Annotated in this window: 24 protein-coding genes; 2 read left to right on the forward strand and 22 right to left on the reverse strand. The window is 30.2% G+C overall.

The annotated features are described in order from the left end of the window. The first annotated feature begins 7 nt into the window (after window positions 1-7). Window positions 8-1,990 carry a hypothetical protein gene (locus HMPREF0078_RS07500; protein ID WP_004839546.1) on the forward strand — a complete coding sequence of 661 codons (1,983 nt, stop codon included), beginning with the start codon at window positions 8-10 and terminating at the stop codon, window positions 1,988-1,990. 212 nt (window positions 1,991-2,202) lie between these two features. On the opposite strand, the gene HMPREF0078_RS07505 is transcribed toward HMPREF0078_RS07500, so the two are convergent. From HMPREF0078_RS07505 to HMPREF0078_RS07535, 7 genes are all read right to left on the reverse strand, one after another. Next, window positions 2,203-2,925, reverse strand: a complete 723-nt coding sequence (locus HMPREF0078_RS07505; RefSeq protein ID WP_004839547.1) for a putative ABC transporter permease — start codon at window positions 2,923-2,925, stop codon at window positions 2,203-2,205. Window positions 2,926-3,133: 208 nt separating this feature from the next. Then, window positions 3,134-4,312, reverse strand: coding sequence for an iron-containing alcohol dehydrogenase (locus HMPREF0078_RS07510; protein WP_004839548.1), 1,179 nt, complete (start codon window positions 4,310-4,312; stop codon window positions 3,134-3,136). 5 nt (window positions 4,313-4,317) lie between these two features. After that, on the reverse strand, window positions 4,318-4,974 hold the full coding sequence (locus tag HMPREF0078_RS07515; RefSeq protein WP_004839549.1) for an L-fuculose-phosphate aldolase: 657 nt from the start codon (window positions 4,972-4,974) through the stop codon (window positions 4,318-4,320). After that, window positions 4,974-6,413 (reverse strand): FGGY-family carbohydrate kinase, encoded by a 1,440-nt coding sequence (locus HMPREF0078_RS07520; RefSeq protein ID WP_004839550.1) that lies wholly within the window; start codon window positions 6,411-6,413, stop codon window positions 4,974-4,976. Before HMPREF0078_RS07520 ends, HMPREF0078_RS07515 begins: the two co-directional genes overlap by 1 nt. Beyond that, window positions 6,414-7,391, reverse strand: coding sequence for a 2-hydroxyacid dehydrogenase (locus HMPREF0078_RS07525; RefSeq protein WP_004839551.1), 978 nt, complete (start codon window positions 7,389-7,391; stop codon window positions 6,414-6,416). Between the two features lie 15 nt (window positions 7,392-7,406). After that, complete coding sequence (gene mtnK, locus HMPREF0078_RS07530; RefSeq protein WP_004839552.1) at window positions 7,407-8,585, reverse strand: S-methyl-5-thioribose kinase; 1,179 nt, start codon at window positions 8,583-8,585, stop codon at window positions 7,407-7,409. A gap of 2 nt (window positions 8,586-8,587) precedes the next feature. Then, window positions 8,588-9,907 carry a Na+/H+ antiporter NhaC family protein gene (locus tag HMPREF0078_RS07535; RefSeq protein WP_081445748.1) on the reverse strand — a complete coding sequence of 440 codons (1,320 nt, stop codon included), beginning with the start codon at window positions 9,905-9,907 and terminating at the stop codon, window positions 8,588-8,590. Between the two features lie 194 nt (window positions 9,908-10,101). Between HMPREF0078_RS07535 and HMPREF0078_RS07540 the strand changes: the two genes are divergently transcribed. Beyond that, a complete protein-coding gene (locus HMPREF0078_RS07540) occupies window positions 10,102-10,869 on the forward strand; it encodes a DeoR/GlpR family DNA-binding transcription regulator (protein WP_004839554.1) in 768 nt (255 codons plus the stop codon). 90 nt (window positions 10,870-10,959) lie between these two features. Here HMPREF0078_RS07540 and HMPREF0078_RS07545 read toward each other — a convergent pair whose 3' ends face one another. The 15 genes from HMPREF0078_RS07545 to glpX all read right to left on the reverse strand — a co-directional run bounded on the left by HMPREF0078_RS07545 (window position 10,960) and on the right by glpX (window position 26,413). After that, window positions 10,960-12,015, reverse strand: coding sequence for a s-methyl-5-thioribose-1-phosphate isomerase (locus HMPREF0078_RS07545; protein WP_039920628.1), 1,056 nt, complete (start codon window positions 12,013-12,015; stop codon window positions 10,960-10,962). A 96-nt stretch (window positions 12,016-12,111) separates the two neighbouring features. Further along, entirely contained in the window at window positions 12,112-12,768 is a 657-nt protein-coding gene (locus tag HMPREF0078_RS07550) for an MgtC/SapB family protein (protein WP_004839556.1), read from the reverse strand. Window positions 12,769-12,778: 10 nt separating this feature from the next. Then, entirely contained in the window at window positions 12,779-14,125 is a 1,347-nt protein-coding gene (locus tag HMPREF0078_RS07555) for an alanine/glycine:cation symporter family protein (protein ID WP_004839557.1), read from the reverse strand. 16 nt (window positions 14,126-14,141) lie between these two features. Continuing rightward, complete coding sequence (locus HMPREF0078_RS07560) at window positions 14,142-14,855, reverse strand: glycerophosphodiester phosphodiesterase (RefSeq protein WP_004839558.1); 714 nt, start codon at window positions 14,853-14,855, stop codon at window positions 14,142-14,144. A 208-nt stretch (window positions 14,856-15,063) separates the two neighbouring features. Beyond that, window positions 15,064-16,398, reverse strand: a complete 1,335-nt coding sequence (locus HMPREF0078_RS07565) for a hemolysin family protein (RefSeq protein ID WP_004839559.1) — start codon at window positions 16,396-16,398, stop codon at window positions 15,064-15,066. Between the two features lie 93 nt (window positions 16,399-16,491). Next, a complete protein-coding gene (locus tag HMPREF0078_RS07570) occupies window positions 16,492-17,133 on the reverse strand; it encodes a V-type ATP synthase subunit D (RefSeq protein WP_004839560.1) in 642 nt (213 codons plus the stop codon). Window positions 17,134-17,136: 3 nt separating this feature from the next. Next, a complete protein-coding gene (locus tag HMPREF0078_RS07575) occupies window positions 17,137-18,528 on the reverse strand; it encodes a V-type ATP synthase subunit B (protein WP_004839561.1) in 1,392 nt (463 codons plus the stop codon). Next, window positions 18,528-20,294, reverse strand: a complete 1,767-nt coding sequence (locus HMPREF0078_RS07580; RefSeq protein WP_004839562.1) for a V-type ATP synthase subunit A — start codon at window positions 20,292-20,294, stop codon at window positions 18,528-18,530. Before HMPREF0078_RS07580 ends, HMPREF0078_RS07575 begins: the two co-directional genes overlap by 1 nt. Window positions 20,295-20,307: 13 nt before the next feature. Next, on the reverse strand, window positions 20,308-20,619 hold the full coding sequence (locus tag HMPREF0078_RS07585) for a V-type ATP synthase subunit F (protein WP_004839563.1): 312 nt from the start codon (window positions 20,617-20,619) through the stop codon (window positions 20,308-20,310). Continuing rightward, window positions 20,612-21,607, reverse strand: a complete 996-nt coding sequence (locus HMPREF0078_RS07590) for a V-type ATP synthase subunit C (RefSeq protein ID WP_004839564.1) — start codon at window positions 21,605-21,607, stop codon at window positions 20,612-20,614. The genes HMPREF0078_RS07585 and HMPREF0078_RS07590 overlap by 8 nt, the downstream gene beginning before the upstream one ends. A 10-nt stretch (window positions 21,608-21,617) precedes the next feature. After that, window positions 21,618-22,169, reverse strand: coding sequence for a V-type ATP synthase subunit E (locus HMPREF0078_RS07595; RefSeq protein WP_004839565.1), 552 nt, complete (start codon window positions 22,167-22,169; stop codon window positions 21,618-21,620). Between the two features lie 9 nt (window positions 22,170-22,178). After that, the gene (locus HMPREF0078_RS07600; protein WP_004839566.1) at window positions 22,179-22,646 is read right to left on the reverse strand and encodes a V-type ATP synthase subunit K; all 468 of its coding nucleotides are present in this window, start codon (window positions 22,644-22,646) and stop codon (window positions 22,179-22,181) included. Next, complete coding sequence (locus HMPREF0078_RS07605) at window positions 22,639-24,579, reverse strand: V-type ATP synthase subunit I (RefSeq protein WP_004839567.1); 1,941 nt, start codon at window positions 24,577-24,579, stop codon at window positions 22,639-22,641. The genes HMPREF0078_RS07600 and HMPREF0078_RS07605 overlap by 8 nt, the downstream gene beginning before the upstream one ends. Next, window positions 24,566-24,889 (reverse strand): V-type ATP synthase subunit H, encoded by a 324-nt coding sequence (locus HMPREF0078_RS07610; protein ID WP_004839568.1) that lies wholly within the window; start codon window positions 24,887-24,889, stop codon window positions 24,566-24,568. The genes HMPREF0078_RS07605 and HMPREF0078_RS07610 overlap by 14 nt, the downstream gene beginning before the upstream one ends. Window positions 24,890-25,450: 561 nt before the next feature. Next, window positions 25,451-26,413 carry a class II fructose-bisphosphatase gene (glpX, locus tag HMPREF0078_RS07620; protein ID WP_004839570.1) on the reverse strand — a complete coding sequence of 321 codons (963 nt, stop codon included), beginning with the start codon at window positions 26,411-26,413 and terminating at the stop codon, window positions 25,451-25,453. Window positions 26,414-26,595: the final 182 nt, after the last annotated feature.

The following is a 26,595-nucleotide window of genomic DNA, read 5'->3' on the forward strand; positions in this document are numbered from 1 at the left end:
AGATTATATGAAAAATAAAAAAATAATTGCCCTTGCTTTGGCAACATCTTTTGTTTTGACTTCATGTTTTAATAAAAATAATGAAATAATCCAAGACAAAAAAGAAAAAAAAGCAAGCGTAAAAACAGAGCAAAAAATAAAAGAAGATAATACTACAGAAGTTTTAGTCGATTCAGAAATCAAAAAAGATGACATAGTCAAAGTTGTAAAGCATGGCGACCATTGGCATATTTTTACAAAAGATGGCAAAGAACACATCTCTTACAAAGATCCAAAAGATTTTGGAAAAGATGGAGGAGTTGATCTTGTAGATGTAGTCGATACAAACAAATTAAAAAACAAAAATGTTATTGCAATAAAAAAACATGGCGATCACTGGCACGTTTATACAAAAGATGGTGGCGAATATTTAACATACGAAAATCCATCAGGGCTTTTCCCAAATATAAAAATTGGAACATACACAGGAAACCATAACACAAATCCTACAAGTCAAGCAAAAAACAAAACAAACAATTCGCAAAAACTATCAGGAGATAAGGTTGTAAAAATATTACAACACGGCGACCATTGGCATATCTATACAGCAAATGGAAATGAATATATTTCATATTCAAATCCAAGCACTTCATATCCACATATAAAAATTGGAATATATACTGGAAATCATTCAAATCAAAATACCAAAACAAATAAAAAACTTGCAAACTCAAACAATAATGTAAAAAATAATAGAAAAAGCAAAGAAAATAATAAAGTTAATAATTCATCAAATAAAGAAAAACAAAGATTAGAAAAGATAAAAAATTTAAAATTAATTCCAATCTTAGGAAAAGGAACTATAAATAGGTATGACATAGTAAAAATTCTTGTTCACAATGACCACTACCACGTTTATGATTCGAAAAATAGAGAGGCAATAACCTACACAAATCCAAAAGATTTATTCCCTAAGGCATACTTTGGCGAATATGGAAATAAAAATCATTCAGAAAACAAAAAACCAGAAAAAAATAATCCCGAAGTTAAGCCACCAAAAGATAAAAAAGATGAAAATAAAGATGAAAAATGGCCAAAAGGAATTACCAAAATAATCGACCACAAAGATCACTGGCATTTGTACAGAGGCGATGAAGAAGTTGGGGTAGTAAAAGAAAATCCAAGACATATTTATCCAGACGCAGAATATATAGTAGAAAAAAACGAAAGCGATGATATTGCCGTATCAGACGATGAAATTTTCGAATATAAAGATATAAGAGCCGAATTAATAGAAGGAGTAATTCCATACCTTGAAGGCGACCTATCAAAATTTACACATTTTGGAAATCTTCCAGAAAATGAAGCAGTATATGGGTCAAACGGAGTAAGAGAAAATATATTTTATTGGCATCATCAAAACCATTATCATGCAAAAACAATAAAACAAATCATCCAAATGCAAAAAGATAAAAAATTTGGTCCATACACAGCCAAAGACGTTGTAAAAACAATAAAATACAAAATAGAAAATCCACAAACAAACCTAGAATACAAATCAAAAATAAAAATCGAAGATATAAAAGAATTCTTGAAAAACCACTATAAAGTAGACTCATCAGATATTTTAAATATAGGAGATTCAATGGTTCAAGTATTCATACAAGATCAAACCCTAAACTTCTATACAAGAGATTTTGAAATGAAAAATGGAAAAATTACCTACAAAAAAGATTTACCAAAAGTTTCAATCAAAAAAGAAACAATAAAAGAAGAAAATAAAGAAGAAAATAAAGAAGAAATTGAAACAAAAGAAATTACCGAAAATAAAAAAATAGAAAATATTGAAAAAAACGAAAATAGCAAAAAAGAAAAAAATAACAAGGATAAGTCAAATACCCCAGAAAACAAAAAGGAAAAAGATCAAATAAATACAAATCAATCAAAAGAGATAAATCCAACAGAAGAAATAAAAAAAGAAAATCCAACCAGTAGCGAAAATAATCATTAAAATTCATAGCTATGACACATAAAATGCCCTCTTTCTGGTAAATCCATCAAAGAGGGCAAACATATATGATAGCTAGTTTTTCTTAACTATAAAAAAATATATAAACTTAATTTTTGCTAATAAACATTGACAAAACTAAAAAAACAGGCTGATTTTAGCTTACTCCAAATTAAATGAGATAAGTCAAATCCACCTGTTTTTTCATTTATTTTTTAATTTTTTTCTATCCTTTCGATTTTTTCGATTTCTTCAATTATCTTACTTGCTATCTTATTTCTTCTTTCACTCATCCTAAACGAAACGACCCTTCTAAGAGCTTTTGGGCTATACATTTTTTTCTTTCTGTAGAAGTTATCCACTCTTTGAGTCATTTTTTCTTGGAATTCTTCCTCAATTTCATCAAGTTGTTTTTGGAAGTTCGTCAAGTTTACAACAGTAAGAGTTAAATCTGATGAATGTATTCCAATCAAAATAAAAGGCAAAATTATTACAAGAATATCTGGCAAAAGCAAATACAAATTCTCTGCCATAGGAATCAAATAATTCATAACCAAAATTCCAGCAAGACCAAAACCAACAGAAGTTGGCACAGAAGTTCTTCCATTTAAATTCAAAGGCACATCCGTATAATCCCACCATCTTGCATGAAATAATTTCTCAAGAATATAGGAAGTAGGATATTCCAAAATCATGGAAACAATAAATCCCACAATAAAAATTTGAATAGAAGAAAGTCTTTCCAAGACTCCACCATTTACCAAATCATAAGCAAAAAGAGCAAAAATTGAACCAAAACCATAAATCGGACAAAGAGGTCCATACAAAAACCCCCTATTTTGCCATTTTTGATTTTGAGCTGTGCAATAAATACTTTCCCAAACCCAACCCAAAAGGGCAAAGAAAAAATAAAAAACTATATACCTATTAATTACCATAAACCACCTATCCCTAATTTCTAAATCTTTTACTAATATTATAAGCGATTTAACAAAAAATAAAACGAAAGAAATTGTTTGAAATATAGTTTATAGTTTAGCCTATTGATTACATATAGTTTAATTTGATTTTTTTAATATTTTTCCTAACAAAAATTGCCAGCTCTTTTGTCGATTAATAATACCAAAAGAGCTGGCAATTCATTCTTTATAACCTATTTTTGCTTGCAATTTTATAAATTTCTCTTATATCGTCTTCATTTAAAGCATAGAAGCCGCTTGTTTTTCCCCCATTTAAATTATTCAACTTTACTAGTTCATCTATGTCATAATCACTGATTCCTAGCTTGACAAAATTTAATGGCATTTTGATTTCTTCTAAAAAGTCTTCAAATTTTTCAATTCCCATCATAGCTGTTTCGATAGGATTATCAGTATTTATTTCTATATCAAAAACTCTATTTGCAAATTGAGCAAATCTTTCAACTTTATGTTTTTTCGCAACATATCTCATCCATGCTGGAAATATAACAGCCATTCCTGCACCGTGATTGCAATTATATTTTGCTGATAAAACATGTTCTAAATGATGTGAATTCCAATCTTGTTCTCTATCACAACCTATTATATTATTATGGGCTAAACTTCCTGCCCACATAATATTTTTTCTAGATTCTACATCATCCTTACAAAAAACTGCTTTCTTGCCTTCTTTTATTACTGATTTAATTATAGATTCAAGTAGCCTATCTGTTAAGTCTACATTTTCTGTGTTTGTAAAATATCTTTCTAGGCAATGTGCTATTATATCAGTAATTCCACAAGCTGTTTGATAACTTGTCAAAGTCATAGTTAATTCTGGATTCATTATAGCAAAAACTGGTCTTATTAGATCACTTTCTATTGCCATTTTCTCTAAAGTGTCATTATTTGTAAGTATTGCATTTGGTGAACTCTCACTTCCTGATGATGCTATAGTAAGAATAACACCAATTTCAACAGCTTTCTCTATTTCTTTACCTAAATAGAAATCCCAAACATCGCTATTACAACATAAGCCTACAGCCACAGATTTTGCAAGATCAATCGCACTTCCTCCTCCAACAGCTAATATAAAATCTACGTCATTCTTTCTTGCAAGATCTATACATTCATAAGCCATATCAGTAGTAGGATTTGTTTTTACTCCACTATATTCTACAACCGAAATCATATTTTCTTCTAAAATTTTCTCAACCCTATCTATTAATCCATTTTTCTTAGAAGATGAGCTATAAACCATTAATATTTTTTTCTTTTTTAAATTTTTAAGCTCTTCGCCTAATTTATTATGTGAATCTAAACCAAAAATATATTTTGTAGGGCTATAATACGTAAATGAATTCATTCTTATTAATCCTTCTTTTGTGCTTGACCGTAACTTTTAAATCCCTCAGCTACTTCTTCCATTTCTTCATCTGTTAATAGAACAGGTTTTCCAACACTCATTGCTCTATATTGGATTTCTGCAATATATTCCATTTCTTTGGCAAGTCCATAAGCTGATTTTAAGTTTTTACCGCAAACAACTAAGCCATGATTTGCAAGTAAAACAGCATTTGAATCTCCCGAAGCCTCAACTGCTGCTTTAGCTAATTTTTCTGTTCCATATCTTTCATACCTAGCACATGGTACTTCAAAAGCATTAGCATCTGCTATAACGTAATGAACTGGATATATAGGCATTCTTAAAGATGAAAAAGTTGTACAATAAACAGAATGAGTGTGTACAACAGCTCTTGCTTCAGGTTTATTTTTGTAAAATAGTGTGTGTAAATGCCATTCACTTGATGGCTTTTTGTCACCTTCTATAATTTCACCTTCTAAATTCATAACAACTATATCCTCAGGTTTTGTCTTTAAATAATCAACACCTGAAGGTGTTATAAAAACTAATCCTTTTTCAGCATCATATATACTAAGATTGCCACTCGTTCCAGAACTAAGACCTTCTTTACTCATTATTTTCCCATATTCAACCAGTTCTTCTCTTTCTTTAATATAATTCATTATTTAACTCCTTTTATTTCATAAATATTGTTAGATTTCCATTTATTATAGTAGTCTATTATCAAACCATTTTCAACGGGTTTGTAATTTGTTTTTTGTTCATTTATTATATAAGATTTATCATCTTCAAAGTATCTATTACATATTCTAAGTAAACCAAATAATGTAGAATTATTATAATTTTTAGTTAATATCAACTCTTTATTACTAAGTGAAGCTACCATCTTGCACAAAGTATTTGATTTAAATCCATTGCCCATTCCTATAATGTTACAATATGATTTATTTTTCAACTTCTCTAGTTTTCTTATTTTTATATATATAGAACAAGCAATATCCGCTAAAATCGACCATGCATAATCAAAACTATCAGCTGATGAATCTACAGGTGTTTTTATTATAAATGTTCCTGACTTTTTTGGAAGATATTTTGGTTTTGAACAAGAAGTCAATAACGAGATAACTTTTACTTCGTCAATTTTAGAATAATCTTCCTCCATTTGTTCATACGATATATCTTTCATAAAAGCATCTTTAAAATTTTGATAATTTAAGCCTGTTATGCCAGGATTCATTTCTAATATATATCCATCTCCTCTTAAATATGAATTTATCCACAATTCATCATCAACAATATTATCTATCTTTTTTTCATATGCAATTACTGGACTTGTTGTTCCTGATACAATTAATAAAGAATCTATATAATTGTTGTAATTTTCCATAGCAACCTGTGTATCAGCTCCACCTACTATAAATACCGAAGATTCTAATTGTTTATACTTTTTAACCCAGTTATTTGAAATTTTACCTAGCTTTTCGCCAGATTTCACAATCTTAGGAAATGTTAAGGACTCAATCCCTAATTTTTGTGCTAATTTTTTAGAATATTTTAAATCATTTATATCGTACAATTGAGTATCTGTTGCTTGACTTGGCTCAATTGATAAAACTCCAGTAAATTCGTAACCAATCCATTCACTAACGCTTGTAAAGCTAAATACTTTTTGAAATTCTTTTTTATAAATTTCTTTATATGCCATTATTTTAGCTGCTGGAAAATCTTCAGTAAAATATTTGCCTGTTTTTTTATAAATATTATCCATTTCAAAGTTATTTATATATTTTTTAGCTCTATTATCGATATTTGGAAGTCCTATTATTGCTTTATCTTTGCCAAGTAAAATTATTGATTGCCTTGTGCTAGCTGATGACACTGCACTTATTTTTTCATCAAAATCAAATAATAAATTTTTCAATTTAGAATCTAAAATTTTCATATATTCATTAGGACAAAAATAAACAGAATCATCATAGTTTTCATCTATCTTGTATTCATTTTTAAACGATATATCCTTAACTATTTTCCCAAAATTATCTATAATTGATAATTTACTATTACCAGTTCCTATATCTATTAGTAAATAATATCTTTTCAATTATAGTATCTCCTTATTGTACACAATTTTTTCCAAATTTTCGTTTTTATAATATTTTTTTATACTCTCATTTAAAATTTCAGCTTGATGATTAGTAACTTGATAAGTTGCTCCTGCTATATGTGGTGTGAGAGTTACATTTTTATTTTTCAAAAATTCTATATCGCTTCTTTTTGGAGGTTCTTCTGGAAGTACATCTAATATAACTTCTACATCCTTATCCTCTATTAATTTCATTAGATCATCATTATTTACTACTTTAGATCTTGCACTATTTATTAATACAGATTTTGGCTTTATGAGATCTAATAAATCTTTATCTATCATATTTGTCGTTTCGCTATTTACTGGCAAATGCAAGCTAATTATATCTGAATCCTTGAATATATGTGTTAAATCTTTTTTTATATATTTCCCACATTTTTCAACATATGGATCATAAAAAGAAACTTCAGCTCCAAATACATCTAGCCTTTTTGCAATTTCTCTTCCTACTGCACCAAAGCCTACAAGTCCTACTTTCTTATTTGAAATCTCATCGCCCATCCAGGTATAATAAGGCGTTGTTCCTTCCTTCCATTCACCATCTTTAACCCAATCTATCGATTTATCTAAATGCCTGTACTTCATTAATAATATTCCGACTACATACTCTGCAACAGCTGTTGAATTTCTTCCTGGAGTACATAATATAGGTATGTTATGCTTGCTACAAGCTGATACATCTATATTAGCTGGATTTGATCTACAATCTCCAATTATTTTTAAACCATTATAGCCTGTCAAAACTTTTTCAGTAATTCTATCAAGTTCTGTAATTAATACATCTGGTTTTTCTGACAAAAGTTTTTCCAACATCTCATCCTCATAAAATCTCTCTCCGGTTTTTGTCCAAGGATCGTAAAAAAGATCATCAAACATTTCTTCTAATTCTTTTAATCTATTTTCAGGATATGGTGCTCTGACATAAACTTTCACAGTTACCTCCTAAATTTAATTTAATTTTTTTATATAATCAATTAAATCTTTTGCGCTTCCTATACTATCTCTATTTTTTATCAAGTATTTACCTATAAGGATAAGTTTTTTATCAATTGCTATTCTTAAATCATTATCTTTTATAGATGTTATTTCTTTAACCTTAGAATCCCCCACATCTCTTCTAATTATTTCAGTTGCAGCATATCCAAAAGAATCTGAAATTATTTCTTTTAAATAGTATTTCTTAAAATACATATTTCTAAAATAATCACTGGTAATATATTTGTCATAGGCTCTGTCAAGTTTATCTATCGTTTTATCTATAGTATCTTCTAACAACTGATATAGACTATCTTTTCTATTGTCATTCATTACAAGGCTATTTGCTAAAGCAAATATTATATTACCCCAGACATTTCCTATGTCATATCCTATAGGTCCATAAAAAGCAAATTCAGGATCTATGACTTTAATACCTTTGTCATTTACAAAAATACTTCCTGTATGAAGATCGCCATGGATAAGAGCTTGTGAGTTTGTTTGAAATTTATCTTTTAGTTTTAAAACTTCTCCTATCAGTTCTTCATCCTTATAAAGTTCTTTTTCTACAAAACTTTCTAAACCATCGGTTATTATATTCCTATCCTTATAATTATAATAAGGTTCTGTAAAAACTAAATCTTCAGATATGTCACATAAATCTGGATTAGTATATTTTTTTACATTTTCTTTCTTTTCTTTTCTAGAAATAACAAGGTCTGTAGTTGGTAATAAAGTTTTAGCCAAAAACTCTGATAAGCTATCACTTAAATGCCTATAAATATTTCCTTTGGATAATTCTTCTCTCAAATTTTTATAAGATGATATATCTTCCATTATTATCATAGATTTTTCTTCATCATAATAATAAACTTCTGGTACTGAGCCGGGATAAATCTCATATTGTGTCTTTAAGATATTGTATTCTATTTTGCTCCTATTTATATCTAAAGGACGTCCAGATGATCTTAATAAGGTGTCAGATTGTTTTATAACTAATGATTTATTAGTTTTTTTATCAAAAACCTTAAATACATAATTAATATTTCCATCGCCTATTTCTACACATTCCAGAGTGGATTTATCTTTAAAAAATCCTTTTTCTACAACATAATCTATTATTTCTAAATTATTTAGCAGTTTTGACTCCATAATTATTCACCTTTTTTTACTACATTTTTAGGGAATCCTATTATAATAAATATTATGCCAAATATTGCTAATAAGAAACTATACCAAGAATATGGTACTATTGACAAGGTTGATATTTTAGCTATTCCTGCTGCCAAAAGTATTTGTCCAGCCCATGGTGTAATACCATTTCCTATACTTGCAAATAGATCCAAAATACTAGCTGTCCTTGCTGACTCAACTCCAAATTCCTCAGATATATCTTTAGCTATTGGTCCAACAGTTATTATTGCTATAGTATTATTTGTTGTTGCAACATCTACCAAAAATACTAAAAATGCAATTGCAAGTTCTGCTCCACTTCTTCCCTTAACATTTCTAGTTAACCTATGTAATAACCAGTCTATTCCACCTAAATATTCCATTAAAGCAACAAGACCACCTACCATTACAGCAATTACTGCCATATCTTCCATAGCCATGATTCCTTCGCCCAAAACAGAAAAAGATTCAACTATAGTGAATGATCCTTGAGCAACTCCTATAACAAGTCCTGATAAAATAGCAGCACCCATAGCAAGCATAACATGAACACCAACAAGAGATAAACCAATAACTATTACGTATGGTAATAGTCTAATCAAATCCCAATCCAAATTTTCTGTAGGAATATTCGCAGAACTTGATTTAAAAGTTAAAAGTATTAAAGTTACAACTATTGCTGGTAATACCATTAAAAAGTTAGCTTTGAACTTATCTTTCATTTGAACTCCTTGTGTTCTAGTTGCCGCTATAGTTGTATCTGAAATAAATGATAAATTATCTCCAAACATAGCTGAACCAACAACTGTTCCACACATTAAAGGTAATTCTATTCCTGTAGATTTTGCAAGAGCAACACCTATAGGCATCAAAGCTGTGACAGTTCCCATTGAAGTTCCCATTGAAAAACTTAAAACACATCCTATGATAAATACGCCTGGTAATATCATACTTTGAGGTAACATACTTAATCCTAAATTTGTAACAGATTTTACTGCTCCCATCTTATCGGCAACTAAATAAAACATTCCTGCCTCTAAAAATATAACAAACATTAAAATTAATGTGTCATCGCCTCCGCCTTTACAAAACATAGTCACTAAGTCGTCAAAACTCAATTCTTTTTTTGATTTTTGCAAAGCAAAAATAAAAGCAAAGATGCAAGCAATCAAAATCCCAACATTTAATGGTAGTGAACTAGCGCTACCGGTTACAATTGTTATCATTACATACAGGGCTATGAATATCAACAACGGTATTAGCCCTAAGAAACTACCTTTTTTCTCAACATCTCTCTTCATAATAACCTCCTCTTTCAAAACGTTTTCTTTGATCGGTTTTATAATATCACATTTTTTGACCGATGTAAACACTATCCCACAATATTTTTGTGTTTTTGTTGATTTTATATTCTTCTTTTTTTATGTTACAATGATATTAATATTATTTAGTAACAATTTTTATTGTTTTACAACTTAAAGAGAATGGACATAATATGTTGAAATTTGAAAGACAAAATAAAATTTTAGAACTATTAAACGAGAACGATAGCCTGCTTGTAACAGAGATGAGTAAAATTTTCAAATGCTCTGATGAAACAATTAGAAGAGATTTAAAAGAACTTGATAAGGCAAAATTATTGACTAGAACTCATGGTGGTGCTTTTATGGCTAGAAAAAATGATAAGACTTATCCTACCAAGATAAGAAATATCTTATTATTAAACGAAAAAACCAGACTATCAGAAAAAGTCGTTGATTTTATCAACGAAAATGATTTAATTTTTTTGGATTCTAGCACAACTTGCTATCAATTAGCAAAACATATTATTTCTATCAAAATGAATGTTACAATAGCTACAAATTCAATACTAATAGCTAATCTTTGTACTGAAACAAAAAATAATATTGAATTAATAATGCTAGGTGGTCATTTAAGAAATAATAATATGTCAACTATTGGAATGGAAGGTCTTGAACAAATCAAAAATTATTATGCTGACAAATGTATTATTTCCCCTCCAAAATTAAATATTGAGCTAGGAATTTTTGATAATAATAATTATGAAGCTAGCATCAGAAAGGCTATGATAGATAATTCTTCTTATAAAATCTTAATGGTAGACCATACAAAATTATCTGATTTTACAAATTATAAAATTTGTGATACTGATTTTGTTGATTTATTAATAACTAATAAAAGCCTTGATGAAAAAAACAAAATTATTCTTGATAAAAAAAATATAGAATATGTTAAGGCTTAGTTCTTTTTTAAAAAATAAATTTGACTACAAAAAAATCGTGTCTGTAAAATTAATTTTACAAACACGATTTTTGATTTTTTATATATTAACTTAATAAAAATTTATTTCACCTTTATTTTCAAAATATTTACATAAATCTTTAGGATTATATGCACCTACATCGGTTACTATTTTATCCACTAGACTTGATGGCGTTTTGTCAAAAGATGGATATATCGCCTTGACTTTATTTCCTGCATGTTTTATTCCATTGCAAATCAATACCTCTTCTGGATCTTTCATCTCAATTTTTACGTCATCTAATTTTTTCATTCCTTTGTCAGGTATTCCTGTCACAAAATATTTAACGTCATATAATTTGGCTAACTGTGCAATTTGTAATGTTCCTATTTTATTTACAACTCCTCCATCTTCTGTTATACAATCAGCAGCTGATGTAAATATATCTATTAATTTATTTTCCATAGCATAAGCTATCATATTATCTGTGAGAATTGTTGTATCAAATCCTTCTTCTGAGAAACAAGATGCTGTTAAGCGAGCTCCCTGTAAAAATGGTCTTGTTTCTGCACAATAAATTTTTATTTTCTTATTAGATTTTTTTAATAATGATATTAAAGCCCCTATTATTGTTTCTCCATAACATTGCGTTAATATACTTGAATTTTCTGGAATTAAATCTATAAGATTTTTCCCAACTTCTATCATTGTTTTATAACGTCTATTTATAGATTTTATATTATCTTCCATTATCAATTTTACTGGATCTTTATCATTATCAATTGCATCAACAGCTATTTTATAACATCTAGTAGTTATTTTGCTATATCTTTCTTTAGTTGTGATCCTTGCATTTCCAAGCTCTATTGATGCCTTTTCAATAAAATTTTTACGTTCTTTTTTATCTAAACTTCTTGATTCATAACAAGCAAGAGCCATTCCCATACCTAAAGCTGTATATGGTCCAGCACTTTGGGTAACCATATCTTGAATAGCTTTTACTACATCCTTATATGATTTACATTCAACAAAAATAACCTCTCTTGGATAAACTCTTCTATCTAAAATCCTTACAGTACCATCTTGATACCATGCAACATTTTCATATTTTAGCAAAAAAGGCATACCTTCATCATATCTTTCCATAATTATCTCCATTATCAATTATTAATCAAGAAAACGTTTAAAATATATTAACACAAATAATTATATTTTTCAAACTTTTGAGATTATCTTTGCTTTTTAATCCAAACTAAACTTAAAAACCCTTCTGTTTTCTCTCAAAAAATTTATAATTCCTATTAGTTCATTTTCGTTTTTATTGTGATATTGTACTTCTAATATCAGCTTATCATCTCTATAATTTATGGATTTTTCGCTGAATTTTATATTTTCTTTTTTGAAGTACTTATATATTTTTTCTATGCTCATAGGATTATCTAAAACTATATCTATGGTATAGGGCCTTTTTATAAAACTAAAAATCCCAAATTCTTCTTTTAAAAACAATTGTAAAATTAATATTAATATGCTTGAGCATATTCCTATTATATACATTCCAGCGCCGATGCTCATGGCTATTATTGCTGTAGTCCATATTCCTGCTGCCGTGGTAAGTCCTGATATATAATCTTTTTTTATAAATATAAGACCTCCCCCAAGAAATCCTATACCTGATACTATTTGTGCTGCAATTCTTTCTGCATCGTAATGGCTTGAATCTGAAAAGCCATATTTTGAAACTATCATTGCAAGGGCTGCTCCCAAAGCTACTATTGTATGTGTTCTTATTCCTGCAAATTTTCCTTTAAATTCTCTCTCAAGACCTATTATTACACCAACTAAACAAGCTAAAAATAATCTTAATATTAGTATTTTTATAAATTCTAAGTCTTCCATTTAGCTTTTCCTACTTGTTTTCGAAAAAATCTTTTGTTTGTTTTCTTACTTCTTTTACTAAAACTAATAGGGCAAGGATATTTGGAATTATTACAAGTCCCATGGCTATATCTTGAATTGTCCAAACCATTGTTATTTTTCCTAAACAACCTACTATGCAAAGAAATGGATAAATAAATTTAACTTTGCTTGTAAATTTTTCTCCGTAGGCATAGGTAAATGATTTTGCTGCATTAAACCATTGTCCCATAAGGGTTGTAAAACAAAATATCAATAGTGCAAATATTGCTACATAAGATAGGGGTTTAAATACTGTTCCTATTGCACTAATTGCCATGTTTGATGCTTGTATTGTTTCTCCGTCTATTGGTATTTGTGATACTCCTATTGTTATTGCTGTAAGTGAGCAAATAATTATTGTATCTAAAAATACTTCTGTAACTCCAGTAATTCCTTCTTCTACTGGATGATCTACAATAGCTGTACCGTGAGCAAATGGTGCTGTTCCTTCTCCTGCTTCATTTGAATACATTCCTCTTGCTATACCGTATTGCATAGCTCTTGCTATAACAAGTCCGCCTACACCACCTGCGGCTGCTTTGAAAGAAAATGCTCCATCAAAAATCGCCTTAAAAACTAAAGGAACGTTTTTAATATTTACAATTATAACTAATAAACATAATACAACATAAAGAATAGACATAATAGGTACAAGGCTTGTTGCAACTTTTGCTAATCTTTTAAGTCCCCCAATTGCTATCATAAATAATAAAATTGTCAAAATAATTCCTGTCAATAGATTATTGACTTTAAAATTATCTGCAAGGATTGTAGCAATTGTATTTGATTGAACAAGATTTGCTCCCATCATTTTTATAGTCATCAAAACTGCTATTACAATTCCTAAAGCTGGAGCCTTTAATCCATCTCTTATGTAATACATTGGACCTGATAAGATATTTCCGTCTTCGTCTTCTCCTCTATAAATTTGTGAAAGAACGATTTCTCCGTATTTTAGTGCCATTCCAAAAAATGCAGCAAGCCACATCCAAAATATAGCACCATATCCACCAGCAACAATTGCTGTCGCTACACCAACTACATTTCCCCCACCAATATTTCCAGCTAAAGTTACCATCATAGCTTGAAATGTAGACAAAGAACCTTCTCTTTTTTCAATATTTCTTTCCTTAAAACTTTTTACCAAAGTATTATGAATAATAAATTTAAAATGTCTAACTTGTACAAATCCTGTTGCTATTGAATAAAGTATACCAAGGCCTAACAATACAAATACAAGCCAATTTCCCCACAATATCTTATTAAATTTTTCTAAAAATAGTTCTAAATTCTGCATAAAATCTCCTTATTTATTATTTTAATAATTCATCAACCCTATCAGGGAAGTCAGTAATAAGACCATCAAAACCCATTTCAACAAAATCTTCCAAATTATAAGAAAGTTTTGAAGAAAGCCACGCATTTACAAAAATTCCTTCATCATGAAGCTTTAAGACAATATCTTTGTCAACAGTATTTACCAAAGGGTGGAAATAAAAAATTCCATTATCTTTTAAATATTTCACAGGATTAGCTAAAACAGATTCTTCCAAAAATCCCAATTTTAAAGTGCTATCGATTTCCTTCATCCTAAGAACAGATTCATGATTAAAAGATGAAATAATTATCCTATCACAAATTTCATATTCTTTCATAAGCTCATATAATTTTTCTTCAATTCCATCATAAGCTATCAAGCCATTTTTAATTTCAATATTTGTAATAAGATTAGTATCCTTTACAAAATCAAAATATTCTCGAAGAGTAGGAATTTTCTCATCAATTCCGTCATATCCATAGGCTGCATTAAGTTTTTTTAATTCTTCTAAATTTAAATCCTTAACAAAAACGTCACAGCCACAAGTTCTCAGCAGATTTTCATCGTGTATTATAACCAAATGTCCATCTTTTGATAAATGAACATCAAGTTCAATGCCATCTGCTCCCGCATCTAGAGCTTTTCTAAAAGCAAGCATAGTATTTTCTGGATACTTTGCCTTAAAGCCCCTGTGTGCATAATTTAACATAAAACCTCCTTATAGACGCAAAAAGCCCAGAAACAAATCTGAGCTTTTCTCCATCATATAAAATTACTTTTGTATTATAGCATATTAGTTTTTCTTTGACAATACTTTGTTATCAAAAATATAATAACATTATTCAAACACAAAAAATAAATGAACCTATACAAAAGACTTCTTAGCCTTGTACAGGTTCATTTTTTTAATTTTTATTTTAATCCGAAATTTTTTCAGGATTTTTCATTTTTTTAATTCTTACAATTTTAATTCTAGTTTCTTCAATATATAAAATTTTAAATTCGTAATCTTTGTAGACTACTGCTTTTTCACAGCCTTCATCTGGAATAAAGCCAAGTTTATCGATTATAAAACCACCTACCGTATCGTATTGGTCGTTTTCTTCATCTATATCTAGTCCCAAAAATTCATTTAAATCTTTTATTGATGTCGAACCTTTTACTATATAGGAACCCTTGGTTGAGCTTCTAATATCTGGCAAGTCCTTGTCAAATGTATCGTCCATATCTCCAACAATTTCTTCAACCAAATCTTCCATAGTAACAAGTCCCGAAAATCCACCATATTCATCTATCAAAATCGCCATGTGAGTGTGGTCTTTTTGCATTTGAGAAAATAATTTATCAATTTCAATTTTTTCTGGCACAAAAAAGGCTGGTTTTATTAATTTTCTAATATCAACACTTGCAATTCCCACATCAAGTGCCTCTAAGAGATAATCTTTGGTATAAATTATTCCCAAAATATTATCGACTTCTTCATCGTAGACTGGAATTCTTGAATGTTTTAATTTGATAAATTCATCCAAGTATTTTCTTTCCCTATCTTTTATATCGATCATAAATACTTCAGGCCTTGCAGTCATTATCTCCTCTGCCCACACGTCGTCAAATTCCATAATTGAATGAATCATTTTTGATTCTAATGGTCTTAAAACTCCTTGGTCTTCTCCAACTTGGACAATGGATTTAATTTGTTCTGCCGTAACTTCTTTTTCAATAGCCTTAGACTCAATTCCAAAAATATTCATAATGATATTTGTAATTTTATTTATAAAACTTACAAAGGGCCTTGTCAAAAACAAAATCAATTTTGCAAATCCTCTTGTCTTTTTGGAAATAGTATATGGATTTCTAATTCCAATTCTTTGAGGAATCATATTGGCAAAAATTCTTTTTACAACTACAAAAACAATTACCATAAGAATCATTATAAGCATTTGCATAAAATCTGATTCTCTATTTAAAAAATTTTTCAAAGAATCTTTTATATTTAATAAAAGAAAAGCAATTGTAATAATTGACAAAACTCCATCTTGAAAATTTTGACTTTGCATAAGTCTTTGTTGGTCTTGAGATAAAATCAAAACATCTTTAGCTTTACTATCTCCATTTTCTACCATCTCTCTTAATTTTTGATGATTTAGGGAAGTTAAAGATGAAAAAATCATATTAACCAAGGCATTTAATAAAATAAGTGCCAAAACTATTAAAAAAATTATTAAATTCGCGTAGGGTCCTTCCGTATCCATTTGTTTCTCCTTCAAAATTTATTTATTAAAAGGACGCTTAACACGTCCCTTTTATCTTTATTACTAAACTATGAAATTTTCTATTTTCAAGACTTAGGCTTCGGATATAATATCTTTAACTTTCATAAGTCTTGAGATAGTTGCTCTTTCATTTTCTTCTAGCTTAGCTCTAATATATTTAATTGTTTCTTCCAAGTCTGGAATTGTCCTATATTCTAGGGCGTTTACCCTTCTTCTTGTTCCTTCGATTTCATCTGCCATAAGTTGAGTTGATTTTTCAAGTTCTGCCAAGGTTAAAAGTTTATCCATAACCTTATTTAATCCTTTTATGGCAAGGTCCAAATCAGCTGATGTTTGGGCAAGACCATAAGGATACATGGAGGCATTTTCGTTTCCTCCCTTATCAATTTTAAATTCCATTTGAGGAATTCTTACACTCATGACATTTTTTACTTTTATATCTACCCCAATTTTTTGTGTTGGAAAACTTACTGCTTCTTCCAAAAATTCTGGGCTCATAAAAGATGATGCCATCAAAAATCCCTTTGATGATTCTTTCAAATCAGCTTCAACTTCTTCACGAAGTCTTTTATTTTCTCTGATTTTTTCAAGAAATTGTCTCATTAGCTCATCTTGTTTGTCTTTTAAAAGCTTATAGCCTCTTTTGGATGTGGCAAGTCTTTTCTTTAGGGTATTTAAATTCATCCTGGTTGGAGTTACATTAAGCCTTGTCATAGCCTAAGACTCCTTTTTGTTTTCGTCTTTATCCAAATATTTATCGATTAATTCGTCATCGATTCTCTTTAGTTCAGATTTTGGTATTATTTTTAATAATTCCCAACCAAGATTTAGGGTATCTTCTATGGATCTATTTGTGTAGAATCCTTGATTTATATATTTTTCTTCAAATTGTTTTGCAAATTCTGCAAAGGCAAGGTCAGCTTTTGAAAGGGCAGAATCTCCAAGGATTTTTTGAAGCTCTCTTGCGTCAACTCCGGATGCATAAGCTGCATAAATTTGGTTCATGGTATCCGCATGGTCTTCTCTTGTTTTTCCTTCACCAATTCCCTTATCCTTAAGCCTTGATAGGGATGGAAGAATTGAAACTGGTGGGTTTACTCCTTGGTTATACAATTCGTTTGATAAAATAATTTGTCCTTCTGTGATATAGCCTGTCAAATCTGGGATTGGGTGGGTTATATCATTTTCTGGCATGGTTAAAATTGGAATTTGGGTAATTGTACCTGGTTTTCCTTTTAATTTTCCAGCTCTTTCATAAAGGGTTGCAAGGTCTGTATAAAGATATCCTGGGTAACCACGACGGCCCGGTACTTCTTTTCTTGCTGCTGAAACCTCACGAAGGGCTTCTGCATAGTTTGTCATATCTGTCATGATAACCAAAACTTGCATGCCTTTTTCAAAAGCCAAATATTCTGCTGCTGTAAGGGCCATTTTTGGTGTTGATAAACGCTCAATTGCAGGGTCATCTGCAAGGTTTATAAACATTACTGACCTATCCAAAGCTCCTGTTTTTTCAAAATCTTGTCTAAAAAATTGAGCTTCTTCAAATGTAATTCCTATAGCTGCAAAAACAACGGCAAAGTCTTCGCTGTCATTTAAAACTTTTGCTTGTCTTGCGATTTGGGCTGCAAATTTATTGTGTGGAAGTCCTGAGCCTGAAAATATTGGAAGTTTTTGTCCACGAACAAGGGTATTTAATCCGTCGATTGTTGATACCCCTGTTTGGATAAATTCTGATGGATAATCACGGCTTACAGGATTTATTGCAACTCCGTTTACATCTCTTTTTTCTTCAGGAATAATTGATGGACCATCATCGATTGGTCTTCCTAGTCCATCAAAAGTTCTTCCAATCATATCTTCGCTTACGCCAAGTTCTAGTGGTCTACCTAAAAATCTTACTGATGTTGATTTTAAGTTAATTCCAGAAGATCCTTCAAAAAGTTGAACAACAGCATTGTTTTCGTCAATTTCTATTACTCTTCCTCTTCTTCTTTCTCCTGTTTGAAGTTCTATATCAACTAGCTCTTCATAATCAACTCCACTAACATCTTCGACAAGCATTAGGGGTCCAACTACTTCTGATACGCTTTTATATTCTTTTAGCATTATTCATCCTCCCCCTTTGCTACAGCTTCTTTGCATTCTTTGTCTATTTGTTCTTTAACTTGGTCAAATTCTTCCAAGTTTTCATCTTTTATCAATTTTAATCTTGTGATTTTTTCTTTTACTTCAAGCTCTTCAAGTCTATCAAGATTTGCCCCATCAGATAAAGCTTCTAAACTTTTGTCATAGAAATAAAGAATTGTATCAAGCATTAAGTCTTGTTTTTCCATTGGACAGAAAGCATCTGTTTCGTGGAAGGCATTTTGTTGCAAGAAATCTTCTCTTAGTGATTTTGTTACATCAAGTTTTAATTTATCGTCATCACTTAGTCCATCACGACCGATTAATCTTACAATTTCTTGTAGGGATGATTCTTGTTGAAGAAGACTCATTGCTCTCATCCTGTTTTTTGAGAATTTTTCATCAACAGTCTTGTCTATATATGAATCCATCTTGTCTTGGTAGAGTGAGTAAGAATTTAGCCAGTTTATAGCTGGGAAGTGTCTTTGGTAAGACAAATCATAATCAAGTCCCCAGAATACTTTTACTATACGAAGTGTTGCTTGGGTTACAGGTTCAGATAAGTCTCCACCTGGAGGAGAAACTGCTCCTATTACTGAAAGTGATCCTTCTTTTTCTACTTGTCCATTTACTATAACTTTTCCACTTCTTTCGTAGAAATCTGCTATACGGCTTGCAAGATAAGCTGGGAATCCTTCGTCTCCTGGCATCTCTTCTAAACGTCCACTCATCTCACGAAGGGCCTCTGCCCATCTTGATGTAGAATCTGCCATTAGGGCAACTGAATATCCCATATCTCTGTAATATTCTGCCATGGTAATTCCTGTATAAACGCTAGCTTCTCTGGCTGCAACTGGCATATTTGATGTGTTTGCTATAAGTACAGTTCTTTTCATAATTGATTCGCCAGTTTTTGGATCGATTAGTTCTGGAAATTCGTCAAGTACGTCAGTCATCTCGTTTCCACGCTCTCCACAACCTACATAAATTACAACGTCAGCATCAGCGTATTTTGCAATTTGGTGTTGGATAACTGTTTTTCCTGATCCAAATGGGCCTGGGATTGATGCAGCTCCACCTTTTGCAACTGGGAAAAATGTATCAATAACTCTTTGTCCTGTTATAAGTGGTGTGTCTGGATCAAGTTTTCTATTAAATGGTCTTGGAGATCTTACTGGCCATTTTTGAATCATATTTAATTCTTTATCGCCATTTTCTGTTTCAATTACAGCAACTGTTTGATCAACTGTAAATTCTCCATCCTTTATTTCTTTAACTTTTCCTTTAACTCCATTTGGCACCATAATTTTATGGTTAATTACTGAAGTTTCATCAACACTTCCTAGAATATCTCCAGGGATTACTTCATCGCCAACTTCTTTTTCCGCTTTAAATTCCCATAATTTTTCTCTATTTAGTGGTGGGGCTGTAACTCCTCTTTTTAGGAATTCTCCTGCCAATAATTCAAGTTTTTCAAGTGGTCTTTGGATTCCGTCATACATTCTTTCAAGTAGTCCCGGTCCAAGTTCAACTGATAATGGAGCTCCTGTTGAGACTACTTCATCTCCAGGTCCAATTCCAGTTGTTTCTTCGTAAACTTGAATATTTGCAACATCCCCTCTCATCTCTATAATTTCTCCGATGAGCTTATCTTTTGAAACTTCGACCACATCATAGATATTAGCATCAGATAATCCCTTTGCTTCTACAAGTGGACCTGATACTCTTGTGATTTTACCTTTATTCAAATTTGGTCTCCTTTTAGTTCAAAATGTTAGCTCCAACAGCTTTTTCTACACTCTTATTTATATCTGCCATTCCAAGTCCAAGATCTTCTTTGTTGGATGGTATAAGTATAATTGCTGGAGTCATTTTTTCTCTGTATTTGTCTATAGTATCTTGGATTTTTGCTGCAAAATCTTCTGTAATAAATATTATTCCCACATCTTCTTGGGCAAGTTTATTTACAAGTTTTTTTGCATCTTCTCCATCTACTGCTGTATATACGTCAACTCCCAATGCCTTAAACATTAGGACAGAATCTTTATCTCCTATTACGGCTACCCTATACATACAAATCACGCAACCTTTCTTCCATAAATTCACGAGAAAGTGAATTTAATTTGGCTGTTAGGATAATTCTCAAGTTTTTAATTTCCATTTCACGACTTATAAGATATCCCATAATAACCTCAGGACCATAGCTTACTTTTTTGCTTTCTTTTGCAAAATCCATCAAGTGATTATCGATTATTTTTTCTATTTTTTGCATAGCCCTATATAAATCATCATCTTCCAAAGCATTTTTTACTTGTGGGTAAATTTTTTCTTTGAAAAATAGATTTGAATATGAAGTTTTTTCTGCATTTAGTGAATCTCTAAAGAGATTTTTTTCAATGTTTCCTCCATCTATTAGGGCTTTTTCTAATAAGTCTACACTTTGGTCTTGACCTTTAATTCTTAAAAGTGTTTTTAAATTTGTAAGGTCAATTCTTTCTTTGGTAAATTTTATTAAACTTTCGTATTCTAGATTTTCGCTATCTTCTAAAAGTTTTTCATAAAAATCTTTATCCAAAGATAAGTCTATATCTTGAGGATCCTTGTTTTCTTTATAAAGGTCTAGGGCTTTTTTTGCATAAGAAAAATACTTGTCATTTTGATTTATGTCTTCTTTGAGATTTCTCTTTATTTTTACAAGGTCAATTTTTCCTATATCAATGTAGATAGACTTATAGTCCTCATCTTGGATAAGCTCTTTTAATAAAACTTTCAAATTATGGAAATTATATTTTTCTTCCAAATATTTTACCAAGTTTTCGTCAGGGCTTATTTTTATCATATCTTTATATGAATTTATAAGCATTTGAGATAGGACTTTTTCATAATCCTCAGCTCTATCTAATTTTTGTAAAAGCTCGCCATATTTTGTATCGTTTAAGGATGATATAGCCTCATTTAGGTTATCTGTATCTATTAGCCTTTTTAAATTTTCTGAAGTAAGGAGATTTTTTTCGTATACTCTTGTAGTAATGGATGGGCGGATAAATTTTTCTCTATCCATCTAAATCACCTCACTTAAATATTTCATCAACTATAATTTTTTCTAAAGAATCTTTTTCAAAGTTTACCAAAGACTTGTAGGTATTGTCGTAGGAAATTTTTCCGTTTTTTACAACAAATCCACCTTCTACGCTTTCATTTGATACTTTAAGCCCATTAAAATCTTCTTCTTTGAAATGAAATTTCATATCTTTTTGTAAAAGAATTTCGCCTTTTTCGATTTTTGAATCTTTGAGTCTATTTAGGACAAAATCTTTGTAAGAATTTGGTCCAAGTTTTTCTAATTTTTCAATTAATTTTTCTAAAACTTCTTCTACAACTTGATTTTTTGCTTCAATTTTTATATCTCTTGCCTGTCTATTTGCAGTTACTTTTGAATTTTCTTTTATTCTTTTTGCTTCTTTTTTGGCATTTTCTATAATTTTTGAAACTTCTTTTTGGGCTTTTTCTTCTGATTCTTTTATTATTTCTTCTTTTCTTTTTTGACCATTAGATAGGATATGATCGGCTTCTTTTTTGCCGTCTTCTTTTATTCTATCTAATAATAAATCAAGATTGTTCATAATAAAGCCTTATATATTGTTTACTAGAAGTAGGGAAATTACAAATCCTAAGATTGCATATAACTCAACCATTACTGCATAAACTATTCCTTGTACGAAATTATCTTCGTTTTTTGCAAGTATATTCATACCTGATACTGCTACTTTTGCTTGAGCTATTGCTGAGAAATATCCTACTACTCCAATTGGAAGAGCTGCGAAGATATAATAAAGTCCTTGTTGGAAATTAAGATCTCCACCTAATTTTCCTAAAATCATAAATCCTATTACAAAGCCGTAAAGTCCTTGTGTACCTGGTAAAAGTTGTAGTACAAGTGCCTTACCAAATTTTTGTGGTTCTTCTACAGTTAAGCCCGCAGCTGCTTCTCCTGTCATTCCTGTTCCTTTGGCAGATCCCATTCCTGATAAGAATACTGCTATAGCAACAGCAACTGCTCCCATTATCTTTCCACCGTTTTCAACTAAAAAATCAACCATTGTATCCTCCTGTGATTATATTTATAAATTTACTATTTTCTATCATTTGTCTAAATTTCTTGCCGCCACCTTCATAGAACTTGTTAAACATTTCTACATAAACAAGTCTTAGGGAGTGAACGTATGCTGATAGGGTTGATAGGAATAAGTTAAATAATTGGAAAATTACAAAAACTATAATAGCTCCTATCTTTCCTAAAATTCCCGCTGGCCACAACATTCCTACAATCAAGTTTACTGAATAAGCTACAAATCCTCCTGAAAGAACAAGCGCCATAAGTCTTAAAAATGATACAAAATCTCCAATCCAAGAACTCATACCATATAAAGAATATAAACCTCCTGCAACTTTTCCTCCAACAGATTTATTTTCACGTCCTCCTGTAAGAACTATGCCTATCATACCTATAATCATTATTATTTTTGCAACATTTTTTCCTGATCCATCAAGTAAATATAAGGCTATAGCTCCACCTACTGCCATATACCACAATAATACATCAAATATTGCACCTAGTGGATCGCCATCACGAATTAGCATATAGGCTTTTACGCCCAAAGCTGTAAATAATGATATGCCACCGATTATAAGTGAAATAACCATTAGGGTGTTGAAATCTTTTTGTGTATCAATTAGACCTGGTAGTGGAATAATTCCTCCAAAAAATGAACCGAATATTAGTCCAAATACACATCCTGAAAGACCAACTCTTGTAAAAAGTCTTGCCATTTTGTCAGTTGACTCTGGCAAATCTTTGTATTTTCTAAGTAAAATTGTTCCAATAAAAAGTATTAATCCATATCCCAAATCTCCAAGCATAAAACCTGTAAATATTGTATAGAAAATTGAAACCAAAAGCGTTGGATCAACTTCGTTATATTTTGGTAGTGAGTAGGTTTCTACTACTGATTCGTAAGGTTTGATAAGCTTGTTGTTATCAAGAATTACAGGAACATCTGGATCATCTTTGTCTGCTTCTTTTATATCAAGTACAAAATCTTCTCCCAAAACTTCCTTCAAATCTTTTTTGAACTTGTCGTTTAGATTGTGAGGAATATAGCCTTCAACGAAGTCTATTCTTTTTGTTTTGATGAAAAATTCGCTACTTGCTTCTTTTTTTCTTAAATTTTCTAGATAAGTTTGGTAAAGGTAAAAATCTGGCAAAAATATTTTCATTTGCTTAATTTTTTCTTCACTATCTTTAAGCTTTTTGTCTAAATTTTCAATTTCTTCTAGATTTAAAGCTATTTTTTCACTAACTTTCTTTTTGGTCTTAATATTTGCTTTTGAAAAACCATGATCTCTTAGAAATTCTCTAAAATCTTTTGCTTCTTCAAGACTTGATATGGCTATTAGATAATTTAGGCTATTTTTTTTGGAAAGATCTACAACTAGGGCAGTTTTGAAATCTTTTTTGACTAAATCTTGGTCAAAATCTTTATAAAACTGATCTGCAATTGAGCCAATTTCTACGAAAAATCTGTGTGAGTTTTCAATAGAATTTATATCCAAATCCAAAGCCTTAAAGCTTTCTAGTTCTTCATTTGCTGCTTTTAAATTTTTAATCTTATCTTGACTTTTATCCCTTATATCAATGTATTCTTTTAGTTGAGGATATATTTCATCAAATCTAAAATTTTCGCCTTCTTTGTAGAGATTATCAAGACTCATGTCTTTTTTTGTTAGGGAAGATTTTTCTTCCTTATCCAAAGATTTCTCTATAGAATTTATTGCATATTCTAGCTTTGATCTTTTTTCATCAATTCTTGTAAGATTATCTTGGTTAGATACCTTTTTGAGGTAGTCTTCCTTATCGTCGACCACAAGATCGTTAAAATGAACATAGTTAAACTTTTGTAAAATATCTAGAAGGCTTTTTCTATTATTTTCAAAAGAGAAAAGATTAAACTTATCCATTTTAACTATTGCCATTATTTACAATCCTTTCTGTTAAAAGATTTAAAAGCCCCTCAATTTTTCCCTCATCTTGGTCTAAAATATCTTTGCTTTCATCTTTTGCCTTGTCAATAAGTGGAATCTTTTCTTCGCTTGCTTCTTTCTTTGCTTTTTCGATTAAATCACTGGCATCTTTTTTTGCCTTTTCGATTTTTTCTTTGTAAGAATTACTAGCCTCGATTTTTGATGATTCAATTATTTCCTTGGCTTTTATTTTGGCATCGTCTACAAGTTTGTCAGCTGCAATTTCTGCATCTTTAACTTGGTTTATTACATCGCTTGCCATCCTTCACCTCCTACTATATATAGTTTAATTATAGCATATTGACCATATAGATGTATATTACCCATTTTAATCAATTTTTATAGAAAAATTCGAAAAGATTAAATAATTATTTTCAAATAATTTTTTAAATACATTCTTTTGAATTTAAAATTTTCTATAAAATTTTGCTTTGTTTTTTATTCTATTTTAAAAATTTATTTTTTTTATGTACTTTGTTGACAAAAATTTCTGATTTTATATAATAAAATTGATAACAGTTATCAATAACTTTGAGGAGTTTTTATGAAATCTTTTAATAAATCAAAAATTTTTAATAAAAAAATTTTCAATATAATAAAAAATAATAGAAAAGCTCTATACTTTTCTTTGTTTGTTTTTACATATTTTTCTATGGCTTTTAATTATTTAATAATTAAGGATTTTGTTTTATCCAAAATTTTGTGCATTTTTTTGGGGATTATGAGTCTATTTTTTTTAAATAAAACTTACATAATCCCCAAGAAATCTCAATTTATTTTAAAATCTATCCTTCTTATTTTTATAAGCTTGTCGTTTTTGTCTTTATTTTTGATCTAGTTTTTGATTTAGTTTGTGGACAGAGTCGATGTATCTAATTGTTCCTGATGGAAGTCTTAGAAGTAGTGATTGGGTTTTTGCCATATTATTTTTTGTGTAAGAAACGCCTTTTAGGAAAGTTCCATCTGTTATTCCTGTTGCTGCAAATAATACGTCATCGCCTTTTACCAAATCGTCTATTGTGTAAACTTTGTCGAAATCTACTCCCATTTTTAGGCATCTTTTTACTTGTTTTGAATCTGATGGGGCAAATACTCCTTGGAAATCTCCTCCCAAACATTTTAGGGCTGCGGCTGCTATAACTCCTTCTGGTGCTCCGCCTATTCCCATTATCAAATCAATTTTTCCATCTGATAATTCTGTGGCTATGGCTGTTAATACATCGCCGTCTTCTACCATAGAAATTCTAGCTCCTGCTTCTCTTATTTCTTCAACTAATTTTTCGTGTCTTGGTCTGTGCAAAACTGAAACTGTAATATCTGAAACTTTTTTGTTTAAAGCTTTTGCTACATTTTCTATATTTTCTTTTGTTGATTTTTTTATATCTATTACGCCTTTTGCCTTGCTTCCTGTGGCAATTTTATTCATATAAACATCTGGAGCATTTAGTAAGCAACCTTGTGGTGCAACTGCAATTACTGATATTGAATTGCTAGTTCCATTTGCAAGAGATGCTGTTCCATCTATCGGGTCTACAGCTATATCTACAACATCATCTTGGCTCATATCGCCAATTTCTTCACCTATATATAACATAGGAGCTTCGTCGATTTCTCCTTCTCCGATTACAACCCTGCCATTTATTCCCAAATAATTAAACATTGCTCTCATTTGGTCTACTGCAATATTGTCAGAATCGTTTTTCTTGCCCTTACCTAAATATTTTGCACTGGCAAGAGCTGCTGCCTCTGTCACTCTACATAAGTTGATACCTAAATCTCTATTCATTTTTTCTCCTTTAAATCCTCTTGTTAAAGTTAATAGGAAATAAACAATTTCCTACATTTTTATCATACCAAGAAGTGGAACTTTTTTAAAGACCTTTTTAAAATTTTTAATTTTTCGTAAAAATCTTTTTATTTGTTTAATTTTTAAGGATTTATGATATAATCAATAGGTAAAATAAAATT

Source organism: Anaerococcus vaginalis ATCC 51170 (assembly GCF_000163295.1).
Classification (GTDB): Bacteria; Bacillota; Clostridia; order Tissierellales; family Peptoniphilaceae; genus Anaerococcus; species Anaerococcus vaginalis.